The sequence below is a fragment of the Mesorhizobium sp. M1078 genome, assembly GCF_040318615.1.
Classification (GTDB): Bacteria; Pseudomonadota; Alphaproteobacteria; order Rhizobiales; family Rhizobiaceae; genus Mesorhizobium.
This window is the reverse complement of the sequence record NZ_JAMYMP010000013.1, coordinates 1-26,360: the sequence shown is the minus strand read 5'-3', so window position 1 is coordinate 26,360 and position 26,360 is coordinate 1. Positions and strand designations below refer to the sequence as shown.

The following is a 26,360-nucleotide window of genomic DNA, read 5'->3' as shown; positions in this document are numbered from 1 at the left end:
GGCCATGAGCCAAGACATTGCAGGAATTATCCTGGCCGGAGGCCTGTCACGGCGCATGGGCGGCGGCGACAAGACTTTGCTGGCGCTTGGCGGGCGTCCGCTTCTCGACCATGTCGTTGCCCTCCTGGCGCCGCAGGTCGGATCGCTGGCGCTTAGCGCCAATGGTGACCCGGCGCGCTTCGCCGCGGCCGGTCTTCCGGTTCTCGCCGATATGGTCGAAGGCTATGCCGGACCGCTTGCCGGAATCCTCACCGGCCTCGAATGGGCGGCAGCGAATACCGCTTTCAAGGCATTGGCGACGGCCGCCGGCGACACGCCGTTCCTGCCGGTGGACCTGGTCGTGAGGCTGGCTGCGGCTGTTGACGAGCGACCAGGCTCGATTGCGGTTGCCAGTTCCGGCGGCCGGCAGCATCCGACCTTCGCGCTGTGGCCGCTTGGGCTAGGCCAGGCACTCCGCCACTTTCTGATCCACGAGGACAACAGGCGCGTCTCCGCCTTCATCGAGCGGCACGACTGTGTCGAAGTGGAATTTCCGTTGCTGACCCACGGCAGTGACGAGATCGACCCGTTCTTCAACATCAACACACCGCACGACCTTGCGGTGGCCGAGCGTCTGTTGCAGAGCATCGGCCCATGAACATCTTCGGCATCACCGGCTGGAAGAATTCCGGCAAGACCACACTGACCGAGAAGCTGGTCACAGAGCTCGTCCGGCGCGGCTGGACAGTGTCGACGGTCAAACACGCCCATCATGAGTTCGACATCGACAAGCCTGGCGCCGACAGCTTTCGTCACCGCCAGGCGGGCGCCACCGAAGTCGCGGTGGTGTCGGGCAAACGCTGGGCGCTGATGCATGAATTGCGCGGTGAGGACGAGCCGACGCTGGAGACGGTCCTGTCGCGGTTGGCCCCGTGCGACATCGTGCTGGTCGAAGGCTACAAGCGCGAGGCGCACAAAAAGATCGAGACCCGGCGGCGGGAGGCCAAGGACCGCTCGCCGCTGTCGGCGAACGACGGACATATCGTGGCGATTGCCGCCGACTTCGCGGTTACCGGCGAAAGCCTGCCTGTGTTCGATCTCGACGACACGGGAGGGATAGCCGACTTCATCGAGCGCATGACCGGCCTCAAACCTTGAGGCCCCTGCCCTCGCCCGGGTCAGCCGCCCTCTTCAGCCGTTGCATTGTCTAAGCGCGTCGCGCCTGAACGGCCTCATGCGACGCGCTTCAGGTTGTTTTATTTATGCATGTCGTCGTCCCAAAACCGCTGCGCACTTTTGGGAGACATGCATTAACCCGGCGTCGGCATTGGCTGGACCCGCAAATCCCGCAAGCAACGGTTTTACAGTTGCTTTTCTCCCGAAAACAGTGGGAGTATCGCGCCAGCGGGCGGTCAAAAGCACCGCCCCACAGAGCCGTTCCGGAACGACGGCCGGGAGCCATAAAGAGAGGACTATCATGCGTATTGCACTGCGTATCGCGCTCGCCGCATCGGCTGCGCTGCTGACGCTCGGCGTCGCCCAGGCTCAGGAAACGACCCTGAGAATCGGCACCGAAGGCGCCTACCCCCCATTCAACAACCTGACCTCGGACGGCCAGCTCGTGGGCTTCGACATCGACATCGCCAAGGCGCTCTGCGACGAGATGAAGGTCAAGTGCACCTTCGTCGCCCAGGATTGGGACGGCATCATTCCGGCTCTGCAGGCCGGCAAGTTCGACGCCATCGTCGCCTCGATGTCGATCACGCCGGAGCGCGCCGAGAAGGTCGACTTCACCCACAAATACTACAACACGCCGTCGGCGATCGCGGTACCCAAGGATTCGACCCTCAAGGGCGTGACCAAGGAAGACCTGGCCGGCAAGACCATCGGCGTCGCAACCACGACGACGCATTTCAATTACGCCTCGAAAACCTATACGGACAGCACGGTCAAGGGCTATCCGAGCAGCCCCGAAGAGCAGGCCGATCTCGCCAACGGGCGTCTCGACGCGATCGAGGACGATATCGTCGTGCTGCAGCAGTTCCTGGATTCGCCTGATGGCGCCTGCTGCAAGATTCTCGGCCAGCCCTCGCCGCAGCCGGTCGATATCTTTGGACCGGGCGCCGGCATCGCCGTGCGCAAGGGCGAGACGGATCTGGTCAACAAGTTGAACAGCGCCATCGACGCAATCCGCGCTAACGGAAAGTACAAAGAAATCAACGACAAGTACTTCAAGTTCGACGTCTTCGGCGCCGAGTCCTGAACGTCTGAAACAAGGCGGCAGGGGAAGTTTCCTCCTGCCGCCTTGGCCTGACAGAAGTGGAGACAAGACCCGTCAATGCCAAGCCAGAACATATGGATACTTCTCACTTGGGGACCCGATGGCTGGATTGACGATATTGCCTATGGCGCACTGGTCACCATTGCGCTCGCGCTGGCGACACTGCCGATCGGCCTGACGATCGGTTTTTTCGTCGCCTGGGCGAAACAATCCGAAGAGCCGTCGCTTCGCGTGGCTGCCAACATCTACACCACGGTGTTTCGCGGACTGCCGGAACTGGTGACGCTTTTCCTGTTCTTCTTCGGCATGCCGATCCTCTTGCAGTATGTCATCCGTCTGTTCAGGCCGGAAGCGACGGTCGATGTCGACAGCTTCCTCGCCGGCATGATCGTGCTGTCGCTTATCTTTTCGTCCTATTCCAGCGAAGTCTTCCTTTCGGCCTTTCGCGCCATTCCGAAGGGCCAGTATGAAGGCGGCTATGCCATCGGGCTGTCGAAATGGCAGACGATGCGCAAGGTGATCCTGCCGCAGCTGCTGCGCATCGCCTTCCCCGGCCTCGAGAATTGCTGGCTGAGCCTGCTCAAGGACACCGCCCTGGTGTCGGTCGTCAATCTGGCTGAAACCTTGCGCAACGCCGGCGTGGCGGCCCGTGTCACCAAACATTCCTTCCTGTTCTACAGCGTCGCGGCGATGGTGTTCCTTATCCTTGCCATCCTGTCGTCGATCGCCACCGGCTTCATCCTGCGTTCGCTCGGGCGGAGGGAGGCACGATGAGCGTCGTGACGCGCGCCGCCGTCGACATCGAGAAGCCACCACCACGGGCGCGGGGCTGGCCGCGGGCCCGTATCGTCGGCTACGCGCTGGTGGGCTTCTGGATCCTGTTCGGCATCGGCATCGCCGTCTATCTGGTTTACGCCTGGCATGGCGAGTTCTTCGCCAGATACGCGCCTGCCTATCTGCAGGGCTTGGGAACCACGCTTGCGCTGGTGGCCATCTCGATGGTGCTCGGCGCGCTCTTTTCGCTGCCTGTCACCTATGCCCGCATGTCGAAGAACCGCTATTTGTCCGTCCTGGCTTATTGCTATGTCTATTTCTTCCGCGGCACGCCGCTGCTGGTCCAGGTCTATCTCGTCTATTACGGCCTGGGCTCGTTCAGACCGGAACTTAGCGCTTTTGGACTTTACCTACCGGTCGTCAGCGATTGGTTCCAAATTCTGCCTTACGTGAGCATCCCATCGGGACTAGCGATCGAAAGAGTCACGCTTTGGGATTTTTTTAAGGACGCCTTCAACTGCGGCGTGTTCGCCTTCGCGCTCAACACCGCCGCCTACCAGGCCGAAATCCTGCGCGGCGCCATAGAGAGTGTTCCGAGGGGTCAATGGGAGGGCGCTGCTTCGCTCGGCCTGCACAAATTGCAGACGCTGCGCAAGGTCATCCTGCCGCAGGCGTTTATCGTCGCGCTCCGGCCCTATGGCAACGAACTCGTCCTGATGATCAAGGCCTCTGCGATCGTTGCCATCATCACCGTCTATGATTTGATGGGCAACGCGAAGCTGGCCTACGCCAAGTCCTTCGACTTCCAGGCCTATGTCTGGGTCGCCATCGTCTATCTGGTGATGGTCGAGATCCTGCGCCACGGCGTCGAATGGATCGAGCGGCGGATCACCATTCATCTGATGCGCTGAGCGTTCGGCTGTACCAGTCGATCGGCTCATGCGCGTCTTGACGAATTGAGTGCAGTGCCTAGAGCTTGCGCTGACAATTCCGTTCCGTCTGAAGGGCAAACTCATGGCATCTGTGGCATTTCTCGGTCTTGGCGTAATGGGCTATCCCATGGCCGGGCACCTCAGGAACAAAGGCGGCCACGACGTCACCGTCTACAACCGCACCGCGGCGAAGGCGGAACAATGGGTGGCCCAGCATGGCGGCAAGTTTGCCGCGACGCCGGCGGACGCCGCAGAGGGCCAGGATTTCGTCTTCTCCTGCGTCGGCAATGACGACGATCTGCGCTCGGTGACGACCGGGGCCAATGGCGCCTTCGCCGCGATGAAAAAAGGCTCCGTCTTCATCGACAACACCACCGCTTCGGCCGAAGTGGCGCGCGAACTGGCCGACGCCGCCGAAAAGGCCGGCTTTTCCTTCCTCGACGCGCCGGTTTCCGGCGGCCAGGCGGGCGCCGAGAACGGCGTGCTGACGGTGATGGTCGGCGGCGAGCAGGCTGCCTTCGACAAGGCCAGGCCGGTCATCGACGCCTTCGCCCGCATGGTCGGGCTGATGGGTCCGTCGGGCGCCGGCCAGCTCACCAAGATGATCAATCAGATCACCATTGCCGGGCTGGTTCAGGGACTGGCCGAAGGCATCCATTTCGGCAAGAAGGCCGGGCTCGACATCGAGAAGGTCATCGAGGTGATTTCCAAGGGCGCTGCCGGGTCCTGGCAGATGGAGAACCGCCATAAGACGATGAATGCCGGTAAATATGATTTCGGCTTTGCCGTCGACTGGATGCGCAAGGATCTCGGCATCTGCCTCGATGAAGCCGACCGCAATGGCGCGAGACTGCCGGTGACCGCCCTTGTCGACCAGTTCTACAAGGATGTGCAGGCGATGGGCGGCAAGCGCTGGGACACCTCGTCCTTGCTGGCGCGCCTGGAAAAATAGGCGTTCGCAATGGCCGAGCTTTCGCCCCAATCGAGCGCCGATGAGATCGTCGCCCATTTGCGCTCGATCGGCTCGGAGGACAATCGCCGCGGTATGCTGCGCTACGGCATCAAGATCGAGCGCGCGCTCGGCATCTCGCATGGCATGCAGCGGCAGATCGCCAAAAAGATCAAGCGCAACCACGAGCGTGCTTTCGAGCTTTGGCAGACCGGCATCATGGAGGCGCAGTTCATCGCTTCCGTCACGGCCGACCCGAAGCGCTTCTCAGCCGCGGATGCACGACAATGGGCCGCGTCCTTCGATTCCTGGGATATCGTCGACGGCGTCTCCGATCTCTTCGTCGACACGGACGCCTGGAAGGAGCTGATTGAAGAGTTCGCGGCGGACGAGCGCGAGTTCGTTCGACGCACGGCCTTTGCCATGATGGCGTGGTCCGTCGTGCACCGGAAGCAGGAGCCGGTGGCGACTTTCCTCGGCTTCCTGCCGATCATCGAAGCGCATGCCGCCGACAGCTGCAATTTCGTAAAGAAGGCGGCAAACTGGGCGCTTCGTTCGATTGGCAAGCGATCGTTGGAGATGCACGGTGCTGCCCTTGCCGTGGCCGAACGGCTGGCCCAGTCGACCGACAAGACGGCTCGCTGGATTGGCAAGGACGCCGTACGGGAACTCACCAATGCCAAGATCATCGAGCGGATCGCCGCCAGAAAAGGCTGACCTGGCAACCCGTTTGCCGGCGCAACCTGGCCGCCGGCTCTCGCAGACATATGATGCGGCTCAAGCGTTGACGCAATTGGCCAGGACGTCTTTACTCGGCCTATGACCAAACATCTCCAATCGACCCTCGCGCTTGCAGCCGCGTTGTTGACAGCCGGTACCTTCGACGCCTCAGCGCAAACCGCGCATATCTTTTGGAAGGATCTCCGCCCGGCGACGCAGGCGGTGGCCGAAGATGCCGGCCTGCCGATGATTGCGGCAAAACTGCCCGATCGTGGCGAGACATTGTCGCTCAACCTGCAGGACAAGACGGTACAATTAGCCGGCTATGCATTGCCGGTCGACCGTGATGGCGATCTCGTCTACCAGTTCCTGCTGGTGCCGTGGACAGGCGCTTGCAGCCACATGCCGACGCCGCCGCCCAACCAGATCGTGCTGGTGACGCCGGCCCGTCCCTACAAGATGTCGCAGGCCTATGAGTCGGTTGCCGTGACCGGCGCCTTGCGGCCCGGCTTGGAGAAGAGCCAGTTGTTCATTCTCGACGGCGTCAGCATCATCCAGTCCGGCTACACCGTACGCAAAGCCGATGTGGTGGCAGTCGAAACGGTGCCGGACACGATTACGCTGCCGGTCAACTCGCCCTGGAGTTTCCTCAACAAAAAGAAAAACTAAGCGCCGCCTGCTTGTGCAGCGTCACCACCCAGTCACGGACAACCGCGCTCAGGCCGCGTTGGCGCCGGATTCCTTGTCCAGCAGCATGTAGTCGAGCGGCATTTCGGTCGTGTACTTGATCTGCTCCATGGCGAAGGACGACGACACGTCGCGGATCTCGATCTTGGCGATCAGCCGCTTGTAGAAGGCGTCATAGGCGGCGATATCGGGCACCACGACGCGCAGGAGATAGTCGACGTCGCCGCTCATGCGGTAGAATTCGACAACTTCGGGAAATTCCTGGATGACTTCCGAGAAACGCCGCAGCCATTCATGGCTGTGCGAATTGGTGCGGATCGACACGAAGACGGTGACGCGCACATTGACCTTTTCGTGGTCGAGGATGGCGACCCGCCGCTTGATGACTCCCTCTTCCTCCAGCTTCTGGATGCGGCGCCAGCACGGCGTCGTCGACAGGCCGACTTTCTTGGCGACATCGGCAACCGCGAGCGTCGCGTCCTCCTGCAGGAGGCGGAGAATTTTTCTGTCGAGGCGATCCATTGAGGTGCTCCTGGTGCAGGCCGCGTTCCCTCGGGCGCGACGCGCTTTGGGAATAGATTGGCTATACTCCCTCTTATTTCGACCTTTCACAAGAAAGAAATTCTGCCGGATGGCACAAAAGCGAGTGATATCTTGCTTAAAGTCTAATCTATGCGATAGCGGATTTCCGATCTCAGAAACGGCAGCAAATCCATTTCAAACCATGGATTCTGCTTCAGCCATCCTGAGTTGCGCCATGACGGGTGTGGCAGCGGCAGCACTTTCGGGCTGGCCGGCGCATCCCAGATGGTGCGCCAGTCCTTCACGGTTTCGGTCAGCGACGGCCGGCGCGTGGCGCCCATATGCCAGGATTGCGCGTAGGAGCCGATTGTCAGAACGAGGTCGATCTGCGGCATCAGTGCTATCAGCGGCGCGCGCCAGGCCAGCGCGCATTCTCGGCGCGGCGGCAGGTCACCGCCCTTTGCGTCCTGGCCGGGGAAGCAAAAGCCCATCGGCACGATGGCGAATTTTTCCGTGTCGTAGAATTCCTCGCTGGTTACGCCCAGCCAGCTTCGCAAGCGGTGGCCGGACGCGTCGGTGAACGGCATGCCCGACAAATGCACCTTTGTGCCTGGCGCCTGGCCGGCGAGCAGGATGCGGGCGCTGGATGATGGCAGCAGCACCGGGCGCGGCTCGTGCGGCAGCGGCCTGCCGACTGGAGTGTCGACGCAGATGCGGCAAGCGCGGACCTTTGCCGTCAGGCGTTCGAGTTCCGCCTCCATCAGGCGGAAGCGCTCGGGCGACTGGAGACGGCACTGTACCAGCGCAGCACGTTTGTGCACTCGTCCGGCACTTTGATGCGCGCCGGTTTCATGAAATCCATGGCGATCATGCCGGTGATATCGGCGATCGAATAGGCGTCGCCGGCGGCGAATTCGCAGTTTGCCAGTTCGGGCTCGAGCAGTTTCAGGAATTCAACCGCTTTCGCCTTGTTGGCCTCGCCCCATTCGGGGATCTGCGGAATTTCCCATTCCTTCATCGCCGGATGGATGTGGCGAAAAGCCTGGGCGACGCAGCTGAGCAGATTGAACTCCATGCGCCTTTGCCACATCTCGACCTTGGCCTTGCCGAGCGCGCCTTGCCCGAACAGCGCCGGTTCGGGATGCAGTTCCTCGAAATAGCGGCATATGGCGACGGATTCGGTGAGGATGGTACCGTCGTCGAGCTCGAGCACCGGCAGCCGCTGCAGCGGGTTGCGCGACCTGACCGGCTCCTGCTTGTGCCCCATCGCACCCATGTCGACCGGCACCAGCGGCACTGCGATGCCCTTTTCGGCGAGGAAAACCCGTACTCGCCGCGGGTTGGGGGCGCGGCCGCCGTCGAACAGTTTCATGCTTATCCTCCCGATCTGGTCCTTCAACTATAGTGCTCGTCACCAGAAGCGAAACATCTCTCGCAAGGCGTCACCGACCGAAGCCAGGGTGCCGTGCTTTCTTTCGAGCGGGCCACCGTGGTGGCTTTCGCGCCAGTCTTGCGGCTGATCGAAAGTGCCGGCCCAGATGCCAACCTTGCCGGCGCGGGCAATGGCCTGCTCGGTGTCGAAATCGCCATAGGCAATTGCCCAGCCGGCCTCAACCTGGGCCCGGTTGAGATCCTTTCCACCGGCCTTGCAATCGCCGAGCAGGCGGCCGTAGCGGTCGCGCTGCCAGCCGCTGCAGGTCACCGGATTGCCTGATATCAGCCGCACCAGCGCCTGGCGTGCCAGCCTGCCGCAAGCGTAGTCTGCGCCATCCCTACGGCAGATCTGCTGGTATTCCGGAGCGTCGATGCCGCGCATGCGGATACGTTCGGTGCCAAGGGTGAGTGAATCGCCATCGTTGACGATCGCCGCCCCTTGCGCCTTGCGCGTCTCGAAACGGTCGAGGCGTGCGGCGAGCAGGATCAGCAGGCCGAGCAGAATGACCGTCAGCGCGTAATCCAGCAGCTTGCGCCACAGGCTTCGCGGAGGCGGCGGATAGTATCGCCGGCGCGGTCTTGGCGACCACGAACGGCTCATATGGCAAACAGTCTCTTAATCATTCGAACGTAGCTTAACGAATTGAGATCGCTGCGCGCATAAATCGAAGTTTCCATGCCTCTGCTACGCTCGAACACAGCGGATAAATTCATTGTGGACCGCCGGAAACCGCACCGCAACAGCGATGTGGCGCGCGCGGTGCGCAAGACGCGCGACCGTCTTTCGCAGCAGGTCGGCAATCTCGACTTCGACCGCGAGCTGCTGAAGCTGCATGCCGGGACCATGGTGCGCGGCGCAGCCATCATCCCACTGCTGGTGTTGGCGGTCGCGGCGGCCGGGCTGCTGGCCGGTGTGGACAAACAGATCAGCGTCTGGGCGCTGTTCACCCTGATCTGCTATTCGATCGTCGCCTTCATGGCGCGCCGCGTCGGCCGCACCGAAGCCGCCGAGCTCAACGCTGTTCGCACCCGCAGGGAATTCCTGATCGGCCATTCGCTGTGCGGCCTCGGCTGGGCGTGGTTCGCCTGGCTCGGCTGCGCCACCTGCCAGATCGACCAGTTCCAGGTGGCCAAGGCGGTGGTGCTGCTGCTGGCCATGGCGGCGACCGCTATCATGGCGTCGTCCTTGCGCGGCTCGCTGCTTGCCACCTTCGTCGTTCCGGTGGCGGTCTATGCCTATGCCGAAACGAAATTTTCGGTGCCGGTCGGGACGATCATGGTCGCCCTGCTGGTCGCTGCATTGCCGTTCTTTGCCTATATCGCGCGCCATCTCAACCGCTCGTCGCTGATACTTCTGTCCTTCCGCTCCGAAAAGGATGCGCTGCTCGCCGAGGTGGAGACCGCGAAATCGATGTCGGACGAAGCTCGTCGGCGGGCCGAAGACGCCAATCTGGCGAAGTCGCGCTTCCTTGCTTCTATGAGCCATGAGCTCAGGACGCCCCTCAACGCCATTCTCGGTTTTTCCGAGGTGATGGCCAATGAGGTGCTCGGGCCGATGAGCAACCCGACCTATCGCGACTACGCCCGCGACGTGCACGATTCCGGCCAGCATCTGCTCGACCTGATCAACGAAATCCTCGATCTGTCGCGCATCGAGGCCGGCCGCTATCAGCTCAACGAAGAGCCGGTGATGCTGCTCAACATCGCCGAAGATTGCTGCCACATGATGGAATTGAAGGCGCGCAACAAGGACATCCGCATCGTCCAGGATTTCGAAAGTGCCCTGCCGCGGCTGTTCGCCGACGAGCGCGCGGTGCGGCAGATCACGCTCAACCTCCTGTCCAACGCCATCAAATTCACCGCCACCGGGGGCGAAGTTCGCGTGCGCGTCGGCTGGACGGCGGGCGGTGGCCAGTACATTTCGGTCAAGGACAATGGGCCGGGCATACCGGAGGACGAAATCCCGATCGTGCTGTCCGCCTTCGGCCAGGGCTCGATCGCCATCAAGAGCGCCGAACAGGGCACCGGGCTCGGGCTGCCGATCGTTCAGGGCCTGCTCGCCATGCATGGCGGCGAATTCGAACTTCAGTCGAAATTGCGCGAAGGCACCGAGGCAATCGCCATCTTCCCGCTCGCCCGAGTGATGGAGGAACTGCCGGCGCTGCCAACCAAGACCGTGGCGGCGGCCCGCCGACGTTGACAGCTTGTTCTAGGCTTTGACCGCCGCCGCCATGCCCGAACTGGTAAGCGCCGCCGCCTTGACCAGACCGGCGGCAAGGGCGGCCCCTACCCCTTCGCCGTGGCTGATGCCGAGATCGAACAGCGGCCTGAGGCCGAGCCGCTCGGCGGCAAGCCTTTGGCCGGGTTCGGGCGACTGGCTGGCCAGCAGGCAATGGTCGAGCGCACCCGGGTTGGCGGCATGCAGCACGGCAGCGGCAGCGGTCGCGGCGAAGCCGTCGAGCAGCACCGGGATTTTTTGCATCCGGGCGGCGAGGATGGCGCCGGCAATGGCCGCAAACTCGCGGCCACCCACCCGGCGCAGTGCTTCCAACGGGTCCTTCAGAGCCGCACCATGGAAGGCGACGGCTGCATCGACTACATCAGCCTTGCGCGCCTGCATGGCCGCGTCGGCACCGGAGCCGGGGCCGACCCAGTCGGCGCCGCCGCCGCCGAACAGGGCCGCGCACAAGGCCGCCGCAACGGTGGAGTTGCCGACGCCGAGATCGCCGAGGCAAATCAGATCGGCGCCACCGGCGATGGCTTCCATCCCGAAGGCCATGGTGGCGGCGCAGCCGCGTTCGTCGAGGGCGGCGTCCTCGGTGATGTCGGCGGTCGCAATGTGCAGCGCCAGATCGAACACCTTGAGGCCAAGATTGTTGGCGACGCAAATCTGGTTGATTGCCGCACCGCCGGCGGCGCACAGCGCAACGGCGTTTGCGGTCGCAGCGACAGGGCGCGGCGAGATGCCGTGGCGGGTCACGCCATGGTTGCCGGCGAAGATCGCCACCAGGGGCCGGTTCACCGCCGGCGGGGCGCGCCCGCTCCAGGCAGCAAGCCAGGCGGCGATGTCCTCGATGCGGCCAAGCGAGGCTTTCGGCTTGTCGGCCTTGGAAAATAGGGTGCGCACCCTGTTTTCTGCGACTGTATCGGCAGGCGGCAGGCTCGCCAGCAGATTGCGAAAGTCGTCGAAGGGCAGCGCGCTGGTCATGTCGGTCCTGATCATTCCCTGTGGTTGATCAGCGGCATAACCGCCTTGCCCGGCCGGCACAACTCCCCTCGACATTGGCGCGAAAGCGGTTGCCCGCGCCGCATTCCGAAGGGCTTGCATTGGCTTTGCCGTTGCACCATGTGGAGATGGAACGAGGGATCCGGACGGAACCTTCAAGAGAAAGTCATGACGGCCATCGAATCCCCGTGCATCCTGGTCTGTTCGATCGACATGAAAACCGGCTTCTGCTTCGGCTGTGGCCGCACGCGCGATGAAATCGGCGCCTGGATGGGCATGACGCCGGAGGTACGCCGCAGCGTCATGGCCGAGTTGCCGGCCCGATTGGAAACGGTCGAGCGCCGGCCGCGCCGGGAAACACGCCGCAGCCGCATGGCGCGCGAGCGCGACGTCCTCTCTTGAGGCGGCAGGTCCAATGAACCGACTGTTCTGGATCGTGATGGCGGCAATCGGCCTCGGGCTGGTGCTGCTGATGATCAACAACGACGCCGGCAGCACGTTCGGCATCGAGAATTACGATTTCAGCCGTCTGGTCTGGCTGGGGGCGATCGGCTTGCTGGTCAGCGCCGGCCTTGTCCGGTCCGGCAGGCCGCTCGGCGTCATGGCCCGCAATCTCGGCACGTGGGCCCTGATCGTGCTGGCGCTCGTCGCCGGCTACCAGTACCGCTACGAGTTGCAGGATTTCGCCAGCCGGGTGACGGCGGGCCTCGTTCCCGGCAGCCCGCTGGCGCTCGGCGTCGAGGACGGCCATGCCACCGTGACCCTGGACAAGGCCGACAGCGGCCATTTCGAGGCCCGCATCACGATCAACGGCGCGCCGATCCGCACCGTCGTCGATACCGGCGCGACCAGTACAGTGCTCACCGCCGAAGACGCGCAGGCGGCCGGCTTCAATCCGGCCGCGCTGAGCTTCACCGTCCCGGTCTCGACCGCCAATGGCATGGCACGCGCCGCTTCGGTGCGCACCGACGAACTGGCGATCGGCGGCATCGTGCGCAAGAACATGCAGGTGATGGTCGCCGCGCCCGGCGCGCTCAGCCAGAGCCTGCTCGGCATGAACTTCATCGGTTCGCTGTCGGGTTTCGACGTGCGCGGCGACCGGATGATTCTGCGCGACTGAACTGCTTAAGCGGCCTTTTCAACACGGTCGAAATCGACGGCAGCGAACGCTGCCTTCAGCACATCCGGTCCGGCGCCGGGTTTCGTCGCGTCGGTGGACAGTATCTGCCGGAAGCGGCGCGCGCCCGGCAGGCCGTGGAACAGCCCGACCATGTGGCGGGTGACGTGGCCGAGCCGCCCGCCCTGCTCGATATGCCGCGCGGCGTAGTCGGCCATCGTGTCGATCAGCGCGGCAAAATCGTAGGCGCCGGCCTTGTCGCCGTAGAATGCCGCGTCGACGCCGGCCAGGATGCCTGGCGTGTGGTAGGCGGCGCGGCCAAGCATGGCGCCATCGACATGATCGAGGTGGCGAGCCGCCTCTTCGAGCGATTGAACGCCTCCATTGATGCCAATGAATTTGTTCGATTTTCTAGCCTTGAGGCGATAGACCCTGTCATAGTCGAGCGGCGGGATGTCGCGATTTTCCTTCGGGCTCAGACCCTCCAGCCAAGCCTTGCGCGCATGCACCCACAGCGCGTCGGCGCCGGCCGCGAAAACGCCGTCGGCCAGCGCGTCGAGCGCGGGCTCCGGATCCTGCTCGTCGACGCCGATGCGGCATTTGACCGTCACCGGGATTTTCACCGCCGCCTTCATCGCCGCCACACAATCGGCGACGAGGTCAGGCACTTTCATCAGGCAGGCGCCGAACGTGCCGGACTGGACGCGGTCGGACGGACAGCCGACATTGAGATTGATCTCGTCGTAACCGAAGCCCTCGCCGATGCGCGCCGCCTCGGCCAGCTTTTGCGGATCGGAGCCGCCGAGCTGCAGTGCCACCGGATGTTCGGTCTCGTCAAAACCAAGCAGCCGCTCGCGCGCACCATGGATGACAGCGTCCGCCACCACCATTTCGGTGTAGAGCAGCGCACGCTGCGTCAACTGCCGGTGGAAGAACCGGCAATGCCGGTCGGTCCAGTCCATCATGGGTGCAATAGCAAGTCTATGCTCTTGATTTTTCAACATTTTTTCTTTAACATCAAATCGTTAGAACCTACTGAGTGCACACGAATTTACGCCAGAATACGACCCTTTTCGCCACGTTTCGATCTCTCAGTGCACACAGAGCGCACACAAAAAAATGGCCACCTACACAAAACTCTCGTCCGGTTCCTGGCGCGTCCAAGTCCGTCGCAAGGGTCGCTACGTCAGCGAGACCTTCCTACGCCGCGACGACGCACGGCGCTGGGCAACCGAAGCCGAGCGCCAAGTCGATCGTGGTGAGACGCCGACCAAGTCCCGTATAGCCCGCCTGAAAACTTTCGGTGAACTCATCGACCTTCATATCGACGACATGTGTGATGTAGGCAAGTCCCCTCGCCGCTCCAAGGCCGCGGCTCTCGATATGCTCCAAAGACATCTGGGGAAGTGCAACATTGCGGCTCTCGATCGCGAACGGCTCATTCGTTTTGGGCGCGACCGGGCCGCCCAAGGTGCCGGACCGATGACGCTCGGCATGGACATCGGCTTTGTAAAACTCATACTGGCTCATGCCGCTGCGGTGCACGGCCTGCCCGTCAAGGTCGAACCGGTTGATCTCGCGCGTATTGCCCTAAAGAGGCTTGGCCTCGTTGGTAAAGGCAATCAGCGCGACAGGAGGCCGACCCAGGATGAACTCGACAGACTCATCGCCCACTTCGATGCAAATCCTCGTCAAATAGCGCCGGTTGGTCAGATAATACGTTTCGCCGTCGCAACGGCGATGCGCCAGGAGGAAATCTGCAAGGCGCGGTGGTCCGACATGGACGCCCGCACGCGGATGCTTCTCATCCGTGACCGGAAAGACCCACGAAACAAAAACGGGAACAATCAACGCATACCCTTGTTCGCGGCAACTGGGTACGACGCATGGGCCATTGTCGAGGACCGACTGGCCAAGCGAAGCAATGACGATGATCGAATTTTCCCCTTCAATCATAGGTCGGTCGGCACCGCCTTTCGTCGAGGATGCGCTGACCTGGCCATCGACGACCTTCACTTTCACGACTTGCGGCATGAAGGAACAAGCCGCCTCTTCGAAGCTGGATTCACGATCGAACAGGTAGCTTTGGTCACGGGTCACAAGGATTGGAAGATGTTGCGGCGGTATACGCATCTCAAGCCGGAGATGCTGCACACTCTCCAAGCTGCGAGGGCAGCGTAGTCCGCGGCTCGGGTTAACTGGCATCTCCGCCACGCTTTCTGCCTTGTAAGCTGTTACAAAACGAGCGTGGCATTGACCGAGTGCACCGCCTTCGGGAGATTGCTCTGCACATAGGTCCGAAGGCGCCATGAGATCGACGCGTTTCGGCTGGCTGCGCTTTGGCGGGTCTCACCCGGGATTTTCTGTCGCCACCACCGGCCTCCTGGATCGAAGTCCCAGCGCCTGCTCCACGGAGTGTCCCGCCCTCAGCACTGTGTCGTCCTCAAACTTGCGGCCCACGATCTGCATCGAGATCGGAAGTCCCGTCGCGGTAAAGCCGTTGCAGATCGCAAGCGCCGGGCTACCAGTAAGGTTGAAAGGCCGGCTGAGCGAAAGTTCCATCTCGCCCATCTCCGTCATCTCATAACCTAGGGCCTGAGCGGGCGTCTTCATCGTCGGCAGGACAAGGACGTCGACGTCCTCCATAATGCCGGCTAGGGCTTCAGTCAGCGCCTTCTGCCGAAGGCGGGCATCGATATAGTCGGCCGCCGAAACGGTCTTCCCGTCCTGCAGGCGGGAGCGGCTGACAGGGTGAAACCGTTCTGGATAGGCATCGAGCTCCGCCCGATGTTCGGCGTATTCCTCCGGCCAGGTAATGTTCCTTGCGACAGAACCGTACAGGCCGAAATCCGCCAGTTTGACGGAGGAAACACGGCCGCCAAGATCCTGCACGACGGCGAGCGTATTCTCCATCGCGTCGAGCACGTCCTGATCGACGTCGGGATCGCCCTCATAGAATTGCCTTATGACGCCGACACGCAGACCTCGGATCCCTTCTCCTATCCCTGAGATATCAGGGCTCTTGAAACCTCTAAGCAAAAGATCGTCAGTATCCGTCGACACCATCGACGCTATCATGAGGGCGCAGTCCTCGACCGTCCAGGCTAGCGGACCGACGCAGTCCATTGATCGTGACAGCGGAAGTACGCCTTTTCGGCTTACCAGCGCGTCGGTCGGCTTGAGACCTGCGACCCCACACCACGCGGCAGGATCTCGTATGGAGCCTGCGGTCTCCGTCCCCACCGACCCGGCGCACAAACCCGCCGCAACCGCAATCGCCGAGCCGCTCGATGACGACGATGGGTCGAGATCGAGGTTCCACGGGTTGCGGGCGGGCGGCCAGCCAAGATCGAACTGCGTCCCGGACACCGCGTATTCGGTGGTTGCTTGCTTCCCGAGGATAATCGCGCCGGCCCGCTTCAAGGATGCGACGACGCCTGCATCCTCGCTGGCGATCGCGTCGCGCCTGTGAACAGCCTGCGCCGTGGTCGGCAGTCCCGCGACATCGATGAGGTCCTTGATGCCAATGGGCACGCCGTGCAGAGGGCCTAGCCAGTCCCCGCGCATGAGCGCCTGCTCCGCCGCCGATGCCTCCTGCAACGCGCTTTCAGTTCGCAGCGAGTTGAAGCTGTGAAGTCTCTGGTCCAGCGCAGCGATTCTGTCGAGGTACGTCTTCGTGAGTTCAAGGGGAGATATTTCCCTCGCGCGAAGTCTGCGGGACAGTTCCGCAAGCGACAGCAGGGCGATGTCCGGTGACAGACTCATGCAGGTGCGACTCGATCTTGAACAATTACTTTCAGAGGGCGGGGGCAGTCATCAGACGCACTTGCCCGGGCATTCTTCCGGATTCAGGCGGGACGTTGAGAGCACTGCGTTCTCCACGGAAGACCTTTTCCGCGAGCACGCACGCCGCCCGGTGACCGGCACTGACCTCGACCTGAGGCGGGAGTGCTGTCGCACAGTCGGCGACAACTAGTGGACAACGCGTCCGAAACGCGCATCCCGAAGGAGGATTGGTCGGGCTCGGTATTTCTCCTACGAGCAGCGGGACCTTCCGATTTCTCTCCTCAATGGGATCGGCTACTGGAACCGATGCCAGGAGCAACTGCGTGTAGGGGTGGCTCGGATGGTTGTAGACGTCCTCAGACGTTCCCATCTCGACGATCCGACCAAGGTACATGACGTAAACACGCGACGAAGCCTGTCGAACGAGGCCGAGGTCGTGAGCGATGAACAAACAGGCGACGCCAAGGTCCCTGCGCAGTCCCATGAACAAATTCATCACTTGCGCCCTGATCGAAAGATCGAGCGCGCTAACGGGCTCGTCGCAGATCAGCACCCGCGGTTCCACGGCAAGTGACCTCGCGATTGCCACACGTTGACGCTGTCCACCGGACAGCTCTCGGGTGAACCGGTCCCTGACCTGGGTCGCCAGTCCGACCTGGTCCAACAGCTCCGTCGTACGCGCCGCACGTTGTTCCTTCGAGCGCATCCCTTTGATGATCAGAGCCTCTGCGATTGCTTCGCCAACGGTCTGTCGATCGTTCAACGAGGCGTAGGGGTCCTGGAACACGTATTGGACGGCACGGCGCACTTCCCTAAGGCGTCTGCCCGAGAGGGATCCGAGATCGACGCCGTCGAAGATCACTCTACCCGACTGAGGGTTCTCCAGCCCCACGATGGATCGGCCAAGTGTCGACTTACCGCAGCCGGACTCGCCGACGAGGCCGACGATTTCGCCCGCGTTCAACGTGATTGACACGTCGTTTACGGCCTTGATGGTCTTGCCCCTCATCGCGCTGGGAAAGCTGGTCACAAGGTTTTCGACTTCGAGAACAGCCATCAGCTTACTCTCTCCAAGAGGTGGTCGTTGATCACAGGACATGCGGCGAAGACCGAAGGGTCGAGCGTCTCGACGAGCTTAGGCCGATGCGATTTGCAGCTTTGGACCGAATGAACGCAGCGCGGCTCAAAAGCACACCCGACAATAGGAGCCGCGAGCATAGGCGGCACGCCGGGGAGTCCCCGGAAGGGTGCCCCGATCGCGTCTTCACGCCGCGGGATGGCGTCGATCAGCCCCATCGTGTAGGGATGATGCGGGGAAACCAGAACCTTTTCGACGGGACCGGTTTCCGCGTTCCGGCCCGCGTACATGACGACCACTCGGTCTGCCGATCCTGCGACGACGCCCATGTCGTGAGTAATGAGAACCATCGCCATTTTAAGCTTTGACTGAATGTTCTTGAGCAGGCGCAGGATCTGTGCCTGAACGGTGACGTCGAGCGCGGTGGTCGGCTCGTCCGCAATCAGGAGCTTGGGTTCGGCCGCGATGGCAATTGCAATCATCACGCGCTGCCTGAGGCCACCGGACAGTTCGTGAGGATACTGCCTTAGTCGCGCCGCCGGGTCGGATATGTCGACCAATTTAAGAAGGTCTAGCGCCCTTGCTTCGGCGGCAGTTGCCGACATGCCCAAGTGGAACTCAGCCACCTCCGCGATTTGTCGCCCCACCCTTCTTGCGGGGTTCAGTGCACTCATCGGGTCCTGAAAAATGAAGCCTATCGATTTTCCACGGAGGCGTCTGATTTTGTCCTCGGAGGCTCCAACCAGCTCGGTACCGTCGAAGACCACTGAGCCCGAAACGTCCGCTTTCACACCAATCGGCATCAGACCGAGAGGAGCGAAGTTCATCACGGTCTTGCCGCTGCCGCTCTCTCCTACGACAGCCAACGTCTCCCCGCGTCGTATCGAATAACTGACGCCATCGACCGGACGGACCGCCCCATGGCCAGTTAAGAGATCGACAGTCAGGTTTCTCACGTCCAGTATGGTTTGAGCGGGCATCAGATCGACTCCTTTGCCCAGAGCGCCGTGGCGCGGCGACGCGCGACAAGCATCTTGTTCGTGAGCGGGGTCGGCACGCGGTTCAGCGCGACTGCTTCACCCAGGATATTGAATCCAATCACGGCCAGCGTAAGGGCAAGACCCGGGAGAACGACCTGCCGTGGATCCGTTTCCAGATAGGGAAGCGCATCGACCAGCATCTGCCCCCATTCTGGAGTTGGCGGTTGGATGCCGAGGCCGAGAAAGCTCAGAGTGGCAATCGCCAGAGCTACTGCGCCCGCGTCTGCCGTGGCATAGACAAGGACGGCGCCGAGCGTCGTTGGAAGAAGATGGACGAAGTAGATCCGCATAGGGCTAGCACCAAGGACGCGCAGCGCCTCCATCTCGGGCTTGTTCATGACGCTCACGGCCACCGCGCGGCTGACGCGAGCGCTACCCGGCCACCAAGCCAGCGCCAAGGCGAGGATCATGTTCCAGTAGCTGGCCCCGAATACGCCGATGACCGCGAGCGAAATGATAAGGCTGGGGATAGCGAGACCGACGTCGACAATGCGCATCAGGATCTCGTCCGTCCAGCCGCGTCGATATCCGGCGACCGTACCGATGGTGGTTCCTATCGTGTGGGCGATGACGAGCACGAGACAGACGCCGACAAGTGAGGTCCGGGCAGCGGTTATCAGCCTGCTGAGCGTGTCCCGTCCAAGGTGGTCGGCGCCCAGCCAGTGTGTCATGGTTGGCCCTTCGCCTGCGAGCAGCAGGTTCTGGGCGTTCGGTGCGTGAGGTGTGAGCAGCGGTGCGAACACGCCAATGAATACGAAAGCGCCAATGGTGATGACGGATGCGCGCGGCAGTTTCCTTATCGGCTCTGCCAATTTGCCTACTATGTTCATGATCCGCTCCTTTGCCGGCGCATCCGCGGATCGGTGAGCATCATCAGGACGTCCACGATCACATTCAGGATAATGAAGAAGGTTATGAAGATCAGGAGACAGGCCTGCACCACCATGAAGTCGCGGAACCGGACCCCGGTCAGGAACAGCTCTGCGACCCCTTGCCAGGCGAACAGCGGCTCCACCACGACGGCGCCCACGACCATGAGACCTATCTGAGTTCCGAGCGCATTAAGGTAGGTCGGCGCGATGTTGGGCAAAGCGTCGCGCACGAGTATCCGCTCACGTTTGAAGCCCTTGCTCATCGCGGTCAGGACGAAAGGACGCGCCATGGCCTCCTCAAGGCCGACTCGGACGACGCGGCTGAGGACAGCGGCAGGCAGCATCGCTATTGTGAGCCATGGCAAAATGAAGCTGCGAAAACCGTCGTAGCCGAATGTCGGAAATATCTTGAACGACACTGAGAAAGCATAGACCAGAAGCGCACCGACGAAGAACGAGGGCGTGGATGCACCGAACAACGCCAGTCCGCGTGCAATGTGGTCGGGCATTCTGTGTGCCCACAGGGCCCCGAGAAATCCTATGAGCAAACTCAACACGAGGGCGACCATGGCTCCGCCGGCGACCAGCGTAGCGGTAACCGATAACCGGCTCCGAAGAGATGTTCCAACGTCCTCCCCAGTCTTGTAGGAGATACCGAAGTTGCCGTGAGCGGCATTGCCAAGCCAATCCGTGTATCGAATGAGCAATGGCTTGTTCAGGCCGATTTCCTCGGCGACCTTGGCAATGTCTGCCTTGGTCGCCGTTGGGGTGCGAAGCTCCGCAATCAAGATAGCGATGTTGCCTGGGGCTGACACCACCAGCGAGAAGCACAAGACGGAAGCCAGAAAAAGCAGAATGAGCGCGTTCCGGGCTCTCTTTGCGATGAAGAAGAACACGGCGTCTCCTATTCGCTCAGGCTGATGTTTTCGTAAGGCATGTCGTACTCCGTTGCTGGGGCCTTGAAGTCTTTGACGCGGCTGGAGTGCGCCCAGATACCTGGCACGTAAATCAGTGGAGCGATGGCGACGTTGTCGTGCAGCCAATCGTAAACCTTCTGGACGTTGGCTTCCATGTTTGGGTCCAACGCCGACATCGTCGCGGTCACGAGCGGATCGAGCCGCTCGGCGTCGACGAACAGCTTGCCGTCGACCCCGTTGTCGTAGGTAGACAGGAAAAGACCGACGATTGTGGCGAAAGGCTCGTAAGGGGCGCCGTATGTCTGGAAGAAAGCAAGGTCGAACTTGCGCTCGGGAATATCGCTGTGTCGCGAGGCATGGTCCACCGAGCGGATCGTAAGCTGAATGCCAATCTCCTGCAGTTCCGCCTGAAGCACCTCGGCGACGGATCTCGATCCGGGAATTTGTTCTTCGCTGACGACGATTTCGAGAGCGAGCGGAGTACCCTCCTTCTCTCTCACAGGACTGCCGACCCATCCCGCTTTTTCCAAAAGCGCCTTAGCGCCTTCGACGTCGATCTGGGGAACCTCATAGCGCTTTCCGGCAAGTGGAACGGATTCGGCGAAGAGATTGGCCGACGTCGCTGCCATCCCGCGATAAAGTACCTTTGAAATTGCTGCCCGGTCTATGCCGATATCGATGGCCTTCCGGACTGCGACTTCCTTGAGAGCTGGAGCCCGGTCGGGATTGAATGCCATGATCATCGTCGTCGAACCGGGTTCCACAACGACGTCTAGCCCCGCCTGCTTCAAGGTCTGGGCCTCGATCGCGGTGATCGGCGATACGAAGCAACTGGACTTTCGAGAACTTGGGCTTCTCGCCCCAATAGCGGTCGAACCGCTCGAAGACGCTGCCCGAGTTATCCGCGCTGATTTCACGCCACGGACCGGTCCCGACCGGAGCCTTGTAGCTCCCGTCAGCTGCGACCGATTTCGGGCTGAGGAAACGACCGGGGCGGACATAGGCCAATTCTTGCAGCAGCCCAAGAACGGGCTCCTTGAAGCGAATATCGATATGACTGTCGTCGACGACGGTGGCGTCCACGAAGAGCCTGGAGCAGTTCATCCAGTTGTTGTCAGCCTGCCCCATCCAGCGCCCCAGGTTCCACTTGGCCGCGGTGGCGTCGAAGGGTGTCCCGTCATGGAAGACCACCCGCTCTCTGAGCGTCAGGCGCAGGAGCTTGCCCTCATTCTCGATGGACCAAGCGGTCGCCAGTCCAGGTTCAATTTTTCCGTCATAGGAGTATGTGACGAGTGGTTCGAACACCATGTCCTGGACCGCGTAGAGCCCCTTAAATTTGTGGGGGTCCAAGTCGCCGGGGGCCACAGAGATGGCGATCCTAAGCGTATCATTATCAGCCGCGGCCGCGACCATGCTCGGAAAGAATGAGCCGCCGGCGGCGATGCCGATCATGCCGGACAAGCCTGTCAGAAACGACCGCCTGTGAATTGCTATGAATTTGCTGCTGTCCATGTTCCATTCCCCTTGTTTTTGATTTGATTACCCGTAGGCGCGAGCTCCCGTGCCGGACCGATCTTGTGCGGTCCGAACAGATATGTCTTCGAGCAAGCGAGCGACGTCCGCCTGCAAATCCTCAAGCGCCTCGATCCCGACACTGATGCGCAGCACGAGGTCGGACGCGAGCCATTCTGTCGCCGTTCTGTTCTGCCGGACGGGCATCGGTGCGACGAGACTGCGGGTGCCTCCCCAGGAGGCGCCGATGGCGAAGGTCGTCAAGACGTCGAGCGCTGGTGAGACATGTGGGGTGCAGGCGTCCTTGAACAGCACGCCGAATACGCCACTCGCTCCAACGAAGTCGCGTTTCCAGAACTCATGACCAGGCGAATGGGCGAGTGGCGGCCACAGCACGCGGTCTACCAACGGATGCCGTTCGATCTGTTCGACCAAGGTCCGCGCGCTTTCGAACGAGCGCTGCATCCGGATGCCGAGTGTCTCCATGCCGCGCAGGACGAGGGCCGCGTCGTCCGGCGAGACGCCTATCCCAAAGCGTCCCATGAAACCCTTGACCACAGCCTCGTGTTCGGGACGGGCGATCGTAATCGATCCCATCAGTATGTCGGAGTGCCCGGAGATGTATTTGGTCAACGCCTCTGTGACGATATGGACGCCGTGCAGGATCGGCTTGAAGTTCAGCGGCGTCGCCCAAGTGTTGTCGCATCCGACGAGAATGCCGCGGCTCCGGGCCACCGCCACAATGGCTGGTATGTCCTGGACGTCCATGCTCGTCGAACCAGGAGACTCGCACCAGACAATCGCGGTGCGCTCGTCGATCTTGCTTTCGAGATCATCGATCGTGGATGGATCGAAGTACCTCGTCTCTATCTGGAAGCGTGCCAGGTCCTGGTTGGCGAAGTCCCTGACGGGCGGGTAGGACGTGTCTACAACGAGGATGTTGTCGCCAGCCTTCAGGAAAGAAAGCATCGCTACCGAGTTGGCCGCTTGGCCAGAAGGGGCGAGGAACGTCCGGACGCCTCCTTCGAGCTTGGTAAGCTTTTGTTCGAGCGTGCGCGTCGTCGGCGTGCCGTACAAGCCGTAGGAATATCCTTCAGGCCCGCGCTGCGCGCGGTTGGCGTATGCCTCCGCATTCTCGAACACGATTGTCGAAGCTCTGTGGACCGCCGTTCCAAGAGGATCGAAGCCCTCATTCCTAACCTTCGGGGTCAGCACTACCTCGGTAAAGTCGTTCATTCTCTCGCCACCCCCTGGACATGGCGATTGTTTAAGCACACTCCTCACTATGCGGTCTAATATCAAGATTGCGGTTTACTATTCTCGGAGGTTATAGGGTCGGATGAACCTGAGGCAGATCGAAGTCTTCCATGCCCTGATGACAAACGGCACGACGACACGTGCGGCCGAGATCCTGCGCATCTCACAGCCGGCCGTGAGCAAGGCAGTTCAGGAGTTGGAGCGCACCGTTGGCTTTGCGCTGTTCAATCGCGCTAAGGGGCGCATGAGCCCAACTGCGGAAGGGCGGCTCTTCTTCCGAGAGGTTGAAACCTCGTTTTCCGGCCTGATCCATCTCAAGAGTGCGGCTGCGCGTATAAGAGACTTCGGGTCGGGCGAAATAAGAGTGGCAAGCCTGTCGGCGTTAAGCACAAACGTTATGCCGAAAGTCATGCGCTCGTTCCAGAAGCGCCACCCGCAGGTGGCTATAACATTCCAAGCGCGGATGTCGTCCTCGGTCAAGGAGTTGGTTGCTTCCGGCCAGTTCGACGTCGGTGTGGCGGCGGACGAGATCGATCTCGCGGGCGTCATCGCTCGGCCCTTTGCCAGCTATCAGGTTGCCATTGCCCTGCCTCCGGGCCACCGTTTGCAGGGCAGAGCAGTTATCTATCCAAGAGACCTCCACGATGAAAACTTCGTCGCACTCGCGCCGGAGGACACGACAAGGCGAGAGGCGGAGGCGATCTTCGCGGAGCATGGGGTGAAGCCAAAAATTGTCTTGGAGACCCCTTATTCGACGACGATCGCGGCGATGGTCGAGGCTGGTCTTGGCTGCGGCATGGTCAATCCGATTACGGCGGACCCCTTCCTCGGACGGGGAATGATGATCGTGCCGTTCGAGCCAGCAATTCACTTTCGGACGCTTCTGTTGCTCCCGCCTCAAAGGGAGCCTTCGACGATTGTGGCTGATTTTATAGAAGAGCTGTTGAAGGGGTCCTCCGGGGTATAGGTGAGCGCGATCGACGTCGTGAGCGTAAGGTTTCGGTCGATTCTACCTTAGCCGGGCGCGTCGGTGGCGACTGCCCTGGCAAGACTGAACTGCACGGCGGCATCCTGGTGCGTCTCTGACATCTTCGTCGAATTCCCACCACGGACACGCATCAAGGGCGAGATCCAGCAACTGGACCCCAACTGTCCGGGTACCGAGTTCGGGGAGTGATCGCCGCCAACGCGCAAGGCCGCCGGGACGTCAGCAGATCACCCTCTTCACTTCCGTCGGCCTCGCCATCGAAGATTTTTCGGCGCTGCGATACGTGCGCGACCCGCTACAAGCACCGACGAGCCGCCAGCTCTGTTCGGCATGCTAGCGAAGGCAGCCATGCAGCCGGCAGGATAACAAGGCTCGCTTGAAACCAGCTTCCGCCCTCCCGCCCAATTGCCTTTATTGCTGGGCGGTGCCTCGCCTGAACTGCTTCATGCAGAGTTTCGTGGCCCACGCCCCCGCCACGTTCCTCTTTGTGACTTCTTGTCTTGTGCACCCGGTGCGATTTGCTGTAGCGAGGCAGCTGACGTAGATCGGGGCTACGGCAACTGAAGAGCAAATGAAGGGTGGCTAAATGCCTGAAGATCTTAGCTCCGACGCGGAATTGCTGGAGATGACAGCTGACATCGTTTCCGCTTATGTCAGCAACAACCCGATTCCCGTCGCGGAACTCGCCCGCATAATTGCCGATACCTATGGAGCAATCAGCAAGCTGCAGGGAGCACTCCCACCCAAAGCGGAAGAGAAGCTTACACCCGCAGTCCCGATCAAGAAATCGGTGACGCCCGATTTCATCATCTGCCTGGAAGACGGCAAGAGGTTCAAATCGCTCAGGCGGCACCTTGGCACTCACTACGATCTTTCGCCGGATGCGTACCGGGCGAAATGGGGCCTGCCCTCCGATTACCCAATGGTTGCGCCGAACTATGCCGCGGTGCGATCCGCGATGGCAAAGGCGATCGGCCTTGGACGGAAGGCCGTCGCGCCTGAACCCGTAACGTTGCCGGCACCGGCCAAGCGCCGCAAGATCGGCATCAAAACAACCTGACATAGGGGCTATTTCGCACAAAAGCCCGCATCCTGTTCAAGGGCGCGGGCCGATTGCTCCGTCAGAAAGAACCGCTGCTTGTTGTGGGCAGCGGCTGCCGAGGATATCAGCCCTCAAGGGATGATCCCCCTCTAGCGGACTGGGAAAACGCGGCGATGATCGCCTCGAGCGTCACATCCAGTGCGTTCGAAAAGGTCCTACCCTTCTGCCAAATCGCAACGTAGTGATAGAGCGCGGACGGTTCTACTGGCCTTATTCCCAGCTGAAACGCCGCGTACTCACGCGCGATGATCTCGTTTGTGATCGAAATGCCCAGGCCAGCCGAGACGTATCCGGCTTCGTGACCGTTGCAATCGAATTCCACCAGTATGTCCGGCTCAACGCCGGCGAAGCGCAAGGCATTGAAGTTCATCTGGTGGGCGGCAAACTGGGGATCGATATCGACGATCGTTTCGCCTGCCAGGTCTTGCGCCTCGATACAGGTCTGTTTTGAAAAGCGGTGGTCGGGATGAAAAATGCATACGTTTCGTGCCGACCCAAGCGGCGCCCAATCGAACAGGCGTGGATCCAGGGGCAGTCTTGAGATTCCGAGATCTGCGCGTCCCGCCAGGATATGCTCGCCGATCTGCTCGTAGCTTCCCGAAATCGAGCGGACATTCGAAGCGCTCTGTGAGCGGATGATCGCCACGACCTTGGGCAAGGTCACGAAACCGAAAACAGAGGGCGCGGCAATCGCAATCCGTTGCTTTTCCTCGTTCTTCATTGCGAAGATCGACGCTTCCAGCCGATCCAGCGACGTCAGGGCAAGTTCTACGTTTCGCAGGAGTTCCCAGGCTTCCTGCAAGGGGACGATGCGGTTGGCTGATCTCTTGAAGAGAGTGATGCCGAGCGTGGTCTCGAGTTGTTTCACATGTTGACTGACGGCCGGCTGGCTTATCCCGAGCGCAACTGCTGCTCGCCTTGTCGATCCGGCCCGCAAGACTTCCCGGAAGACCTTCAGTTGACGGAGCTTGAGGGCGCCCTGCAGCAATTCCATTCCCTGCGCGCCTTTCCATGAAAACGCCCACCCGGGGAGCAGACGACGCCTACCTGGGGAGCAACGAACCGCCTCAGTATATAACGGCGCGTTATAGATAAAATAATAAAAATTATAGATTGAGTGTGTAATTTCAAGCGCTAGAATTAGCCAATACCCCAAATTAACTCCAGATTACAAATATAACAATCCG

General features: G+C 61.3%; 27 protein-coding genes and 2 pseudogenes. 15 read left to right on the top strand and 14 right to left on the bottom strand.

The annotated features are described in order from the left end of the window. Window positions 1–4 precede the first annotated feature (4 nt). The 8 genes from mobA (at window position 5) to NKH38_RS18055 (ending at window position 6,304) form a co-directional block, all read left to right on the top strand. The gene (gene mobA / locus NKH38_RS18090; protein WP_352638304.1) at window positions 5–637 is read left to right on the top strand and encodes a molybdenum cofactor guanylyltransferase MobA; all 633 of its coding nucleotides are present in this window, start codon (window positions 5–7) and stop codon (window positions 635–637) included. Further along, window positions 634–1,137: a molybdopterin-guanine dinucleotide biosynthesis protein B gene (mobB, locus tag NKH38_RS18085; protein WP_023690740.1), complete on the top strand. Its 504-nt coding sequence runs from the start codon at window positions 634–636 to the stop codon at window positions 1,135–1,137. The genes mobA and mobB overlap by 4 nt, the downstream gene beginning before the upstream one ends. 319 nt (window positions 1,138–1,456) lie before the next feature. Then, window positions 1,457–2,242 (top strand): ABC transporter substrate-binding protein, encoded by a 786-nt coding sequence (locus NKH38_RS18080; protein WP_023688509.1) that lies wholly within the window; start codon window positions 1,457–1,459, stop codon window positions 2,240–2,242. 75 nt (window positions 2,243–2,317) lie between these two features. Further along, window positions 2,318–3,034, top strand: coding sequence for an ABC transporter permease (locus NKH38_RS18075; RefSeq protein ID WP_023669007.1), 717 nt, complete (start codon window positions 2,318–2,320; stop codon window positions 3,032–3,034). Next, window positions 3,031–3,945, top strand: a complete 915-nt coding sequence (locus NKH38_RS18070) for an ABC transporter permease (RefSeq protein ID WP_352762130.1) — start codon at window positions 3,031–3,033, stop codon at window positions 3,943–3,945. The genes NKH38_RS18075 and NKH38_RS18070 overlap by 4 nt, the downstream gene beginning before the upstream one ends. A gap of 103 nt (window positions 3,946–4,048) precedes the next feature. After that, the gene (locus NKH38_RS18065) at window positions 4,049–4,918 is read left to right on the top strand and encodes an NAD(P)-dependent oxidoreductase (RefSeq protein WP_352444271.1); all 870 of its coding nucleotides are present in this window, start codon (window positions 4,049–4,051) and stop codon (window positions 4,916–4,918) included. A 9-nt stretch (window positions 4,919–4,927) separates the two neighbouring features. Then, the gene (locus tag NKH38_RS18060; RefSeq protein WP_352762131.1) at window positions 4,928–5,632 is read left to right on the top strand and encodes a DNA alkylation repair protein; all 705 of its coding nucleotides are present in this window, start codon (window positions 4,928–4,930) and stop codon (window positions 5,630–5,632) included. 102 nt (window positions 5,633–5,734) lie between these two features. Next, the gene (locus NKH38_RS18055) at window positions 5,735–6,304 is read left to right on the top strand and encodes a DUF3299 domain-containing protein (RefSeq protein WP_352762132.1); all 570 of its coding nucleotides are present in this window, start codon (window positions 5,735–5,737) and stop codon (window positions 6,302–6,304) included. A gap of 48 nt (window positions 6,305–6,352) precedes the next feature. Here the strand turns inward: NKH38_RS18055 and NKH38_RS18050 are convergent, their stop codons facing one another. The 4 genes from NKH38_RS18050 to NKH38_RS18035 form a co-directional block, all read right to left on the bottom strand. Next, complete coding sequence (locus NKH38_RS18050; RefSeq protein ID WP_023669013.1) at window positions 6,353–6,844, bottom strand: Lrp/AsnC family transcriptional regulator; 492 nt, start codon at window positions 6,842–6,844, stop codon at window positions 6,353–6,355. Between the two features lie 143 nt (window positions 6,845–6,987). Continuing rightward, on the bottom strand, window positions 6,988–7,605 hold the full coding sequence (locus NKH38_RS18045) for a uracil-DNA glycosylase family protein (RefSeq protein ID WP_352745890.1): 618 nt from the start codon (window positions 7,603–7,605) through the stop codon (window positions 6,988–6,990). Continuing rightward, the gene (locus NKH38_RS18040; RefSeq protein ID WP_023752261.1) at window positions 7,605–8,216 is read right to left on the bottom strand and encodes a glutathione S-transferase; all 612 of its coding nucleotides are present in this window, start codon (window positions 8,214–8,216) and stop codon (window positions 7,605–7,607) included. Before NKH38_RS18040 ends, NKH38_RS18045 begins: the two co-directional genes overlap by 1 nt. Before the next feature lie 39 nt (window positions 8,217–8,255). Beyond that, window positions 8,256–8,879, bottom strand: coding sequence for a thermonuclease family protein (locus NKH38_RS18035; RefSeq protein ID WP_023682482.1), 624 nt, complete (start codon window positions 8,877–8,879; stop codon window positions 8,256–8,258). A 75-nt stretch (window positions 8,880–8,954) separates the two neighbouring features. Between NKH38_RS18035 and NKH38_RS18030 the strand changes: the two genes are divergently transcribed. Continuing rightward, the gene (locus NKH38_RS18030) at window positions 8,955–10,478 is read left to right on the top strand and encodes a sensor histidine kinase (protein ID WP_352762133.1); all 1,524 of its coding nucleotides are present in this window, start codon (window positions 8,955–8,957) and stop codon (window positions 10,476–10,478) included. Between the two features lie 9 nt (window positions 10,479–10,487). Here NKH38_RS18030 and NKH38_RS18025 read toward each other — a convergent pair whose 3' ends face one another. Further along, window positions 10,488–11,486 carry a nicotinate-nucleotide--dimethylbenzimidazole phosphoribosyltransferase gene (locus NKH38_RS18025; RefSeq protein ID WP_352762143.1) on the bottom strand — a complete coding sequence of 333 codons (999 nt, stop codon included), beginning with the start codon at window positions 11,484–11,486 and terminating at the stop codon, window positions 10,488–10,490. A 186-nt stretch (window positions 11,487–11,672) separates the two neighbouring features. On the opposite strand from NKH38_RS18025, the gene NKH38_RS18020 reads away from it, so the two are divergent. Next, entirely contained in the window at window positions 11,673–11,906 is a 234-nt protein-coding gene (locus NKH38_RS18020; RefSeq protein WP_023824914.1) for a DUF1289 domain-containing protein, read from the top strand. Between the two features lie 13 nt (window positions 11,907–11,919). After that, window positions 11,920–12,624: a TIGR02281 family clan AA aspartic protease gene (locus NKH38_RS18015; RefSeq protein ID WP_023726599.1), complete on the top strand. Its 705-nt coding sequence runs from the start codon at window positions 11,920–11,922 to the stop codon at window positions 12,622–12,624. A 5-nt stretch (window positions 12,625–12,629) separates the two neighbouring features. On the opposite strand, the gene dusA is transcribed toward NKH38_RS18015, so the two are convergent. Further along, window positions 12,630–13,625 (bottom strand): tRNA dihydrouridine(20/20a) synthase DusA, encoded by a 996-nt coding sequence (gene dusA / locus NKH38_RS18010; RefSeq protein ID WP_352762134.1) that lies wholly within the window; start codon window positions 13,623–13,625, stop codon window positions 12,630–12,632. A 115-nt stretch (window positions 13,626–13,740) separates the two neighbouring features. Here dusA and NKH38_RS18005 point away from each other — a divergent pair, with 115 nt between their 5' ends. After that, the gene (locus NKH38_RS18005; RefSeq protein WP_081727403.1) at window positions 13,741–14,802 is read left to right on the top strand and encodes a site-specific integrase; all 1,062 of its coding nucleotides are present in this window, start codon (window positions 13,741–13,743) and stop codon (window positions 14,800–14,802) included. A gap of 168 nt (window positions 14,803–14,970) precedes the next feature. Here NKH38_RS18005 and NKH38_RS18000 read toward each other — a convergent pair whose 3' ends face one another. The 7 genes and pseudogenes from NKH38_RS18000 to NKH38_RS17970 form a co-directional block, all read right to left on the bottom strand. Further along, window positions 14,971–16,386 (bottom strand): amidase, encoded by a 1,416-nt coding sequence (locus tag NKH38_RS18000; RefSeq protein WP_352762135.1) that lies wholly within the window; start codon window positions 16,384–16,386, stop codon window positions 14,971–14,973. A gap of 31 nt (window positions 16,387–16,417) precedes the next feature. After that, window positions 16,418–17,464, bottom strand: a complete 1,047-nt coding sequence (locus tag NKH38_RS17995; RefSeq protein ID WP_352762136.1) for an ABC transporter ATP-binding protein — start codon at window positions 17,462–17,464, stop codon at window positions 16,418–16,420. Continuing rightward, complete coding sequence (locus NKH38_RS17990) at window positions 17,464–18,465, bottom strand: ABC transporter ATP-binding protein (protein ID WP_352762137.1); 1,002 nt, start codon at window positions 18,463–18,465, stop codon at window positions 17,464–17,466. The genes NKH38_RS17995 and NKH38_RS17990 overlap by 1 nt, the downstream gene beginning before the upstream one ends. Further along, window positions 18,465–19,355 (bottom strand): ABC transporter permease, encoded by an 891-nt coding sequence (locus NKH38_RS17985; protein ID WP_352446657.1) that lies wholly within the window; start codon window positions 19,353–19,355, stop codon window positions 18,465–18,467. Before NKH38_RS17985 ends, NKH38_RS17990 begins: the two co-directional genes overlap by 1 nt. Continuing rightward, window positions 19,352–20,293, bottom strand: coding sequence for an ABC transporter permease (locus tag NKH38_RS17980; RefSeq protein WP_023669026.1), 942 nt, complete (start codon window positions 20,291–20,293; stop codon window positions 19,352–19,354). The genes NKH38_RS17985 and NKH38_RS17980 overlap by 4 nt, the downstream gene beginning before the upstream one ends. Window positions 20,294–20,301: 8 nt before the next feature. Continuing rightward, window positions 20,302–21,622 (bottom strand): annotated as a pseudogene (locus tag NKH38_RS17975) (ABC transporter substrate-binding protein). Between the two features lie 231 nt (window positions 21,623–21,853). Next, window positions 21,854–23,062 (bottom strand): trans-sulfuration enzyme family protein, encoded by a 1,209-nt coding sequence (locus NKH38_RS17970; RefSeq protein WP_352762138.1) that lies wholly within the window; start codon window positions 23,060–23,062, stop codon window positions 21,854–21,856. Between the two features lie 103 nt (window positions 23,063–23,165). On the opposite strand from NKH38_RS17970, the gene NKH38_RS17965 reads away from it, so the two are divergent. The 3 genes and pseudogenes from NKH38_RS17965 (at window position 23,166) to NKH38_RS17955 (ending at window position 25,131) form a co-directional block, all read left to right on the top strand. Continuing rightward, window positions 23,166–24,050 (top strand): LysR substrate-binding domain-containing protein, encoded by an 885-nt coding sequence (locus NKH38_RS17965; protein ID WP_352446654.1) that lies wholly within the window; start codon window positions 23,166–23,168, stop codon window positions 24,048–24,050. Between the two features lie 59 nt (window positions 24,051–24,109). Further along, window positions 24,110–24,372, top strand: a pseudogene (locus NKH38_RS17960) (ornithine cyclodeaminase); the annotation flags it as partial. Between the two features lie 285 nt (window positions 24,373–24,657). Next, window positions 24,658–25,131 carry a Ros/MucR family transcriptional regulator gene (locus NKH38_RS17955; RefSeq protein WP_352762139.1) on the top strand — a complete coding sequence of 158 codons (474 nt, stop codon included), beginning with the start codon at window positions 24,658–24,660 and terminating at the stop codon, window positions 25,129–25,131. A 106-nt stretch (window positions 25,132–25,237) separates the two neighbouring features. On the opposite strand, the gene NKH38_RS17950 is transcribed toward NKH38_RS17955, so the two are convergent. Next, window positions 25,238–26,167 (bottom strand): LysR family transcriptional regulator, encoded by a 930-nt coding sequence (locus tag NKH38_RS17950; protein WP_352762140.1) that lies wholly within the window; start codon window positions 26,165–26,167, stop codon window positions 25,238–25,240. Window positions 26,168–26,360: the final 193 nt, after the last annotated feature.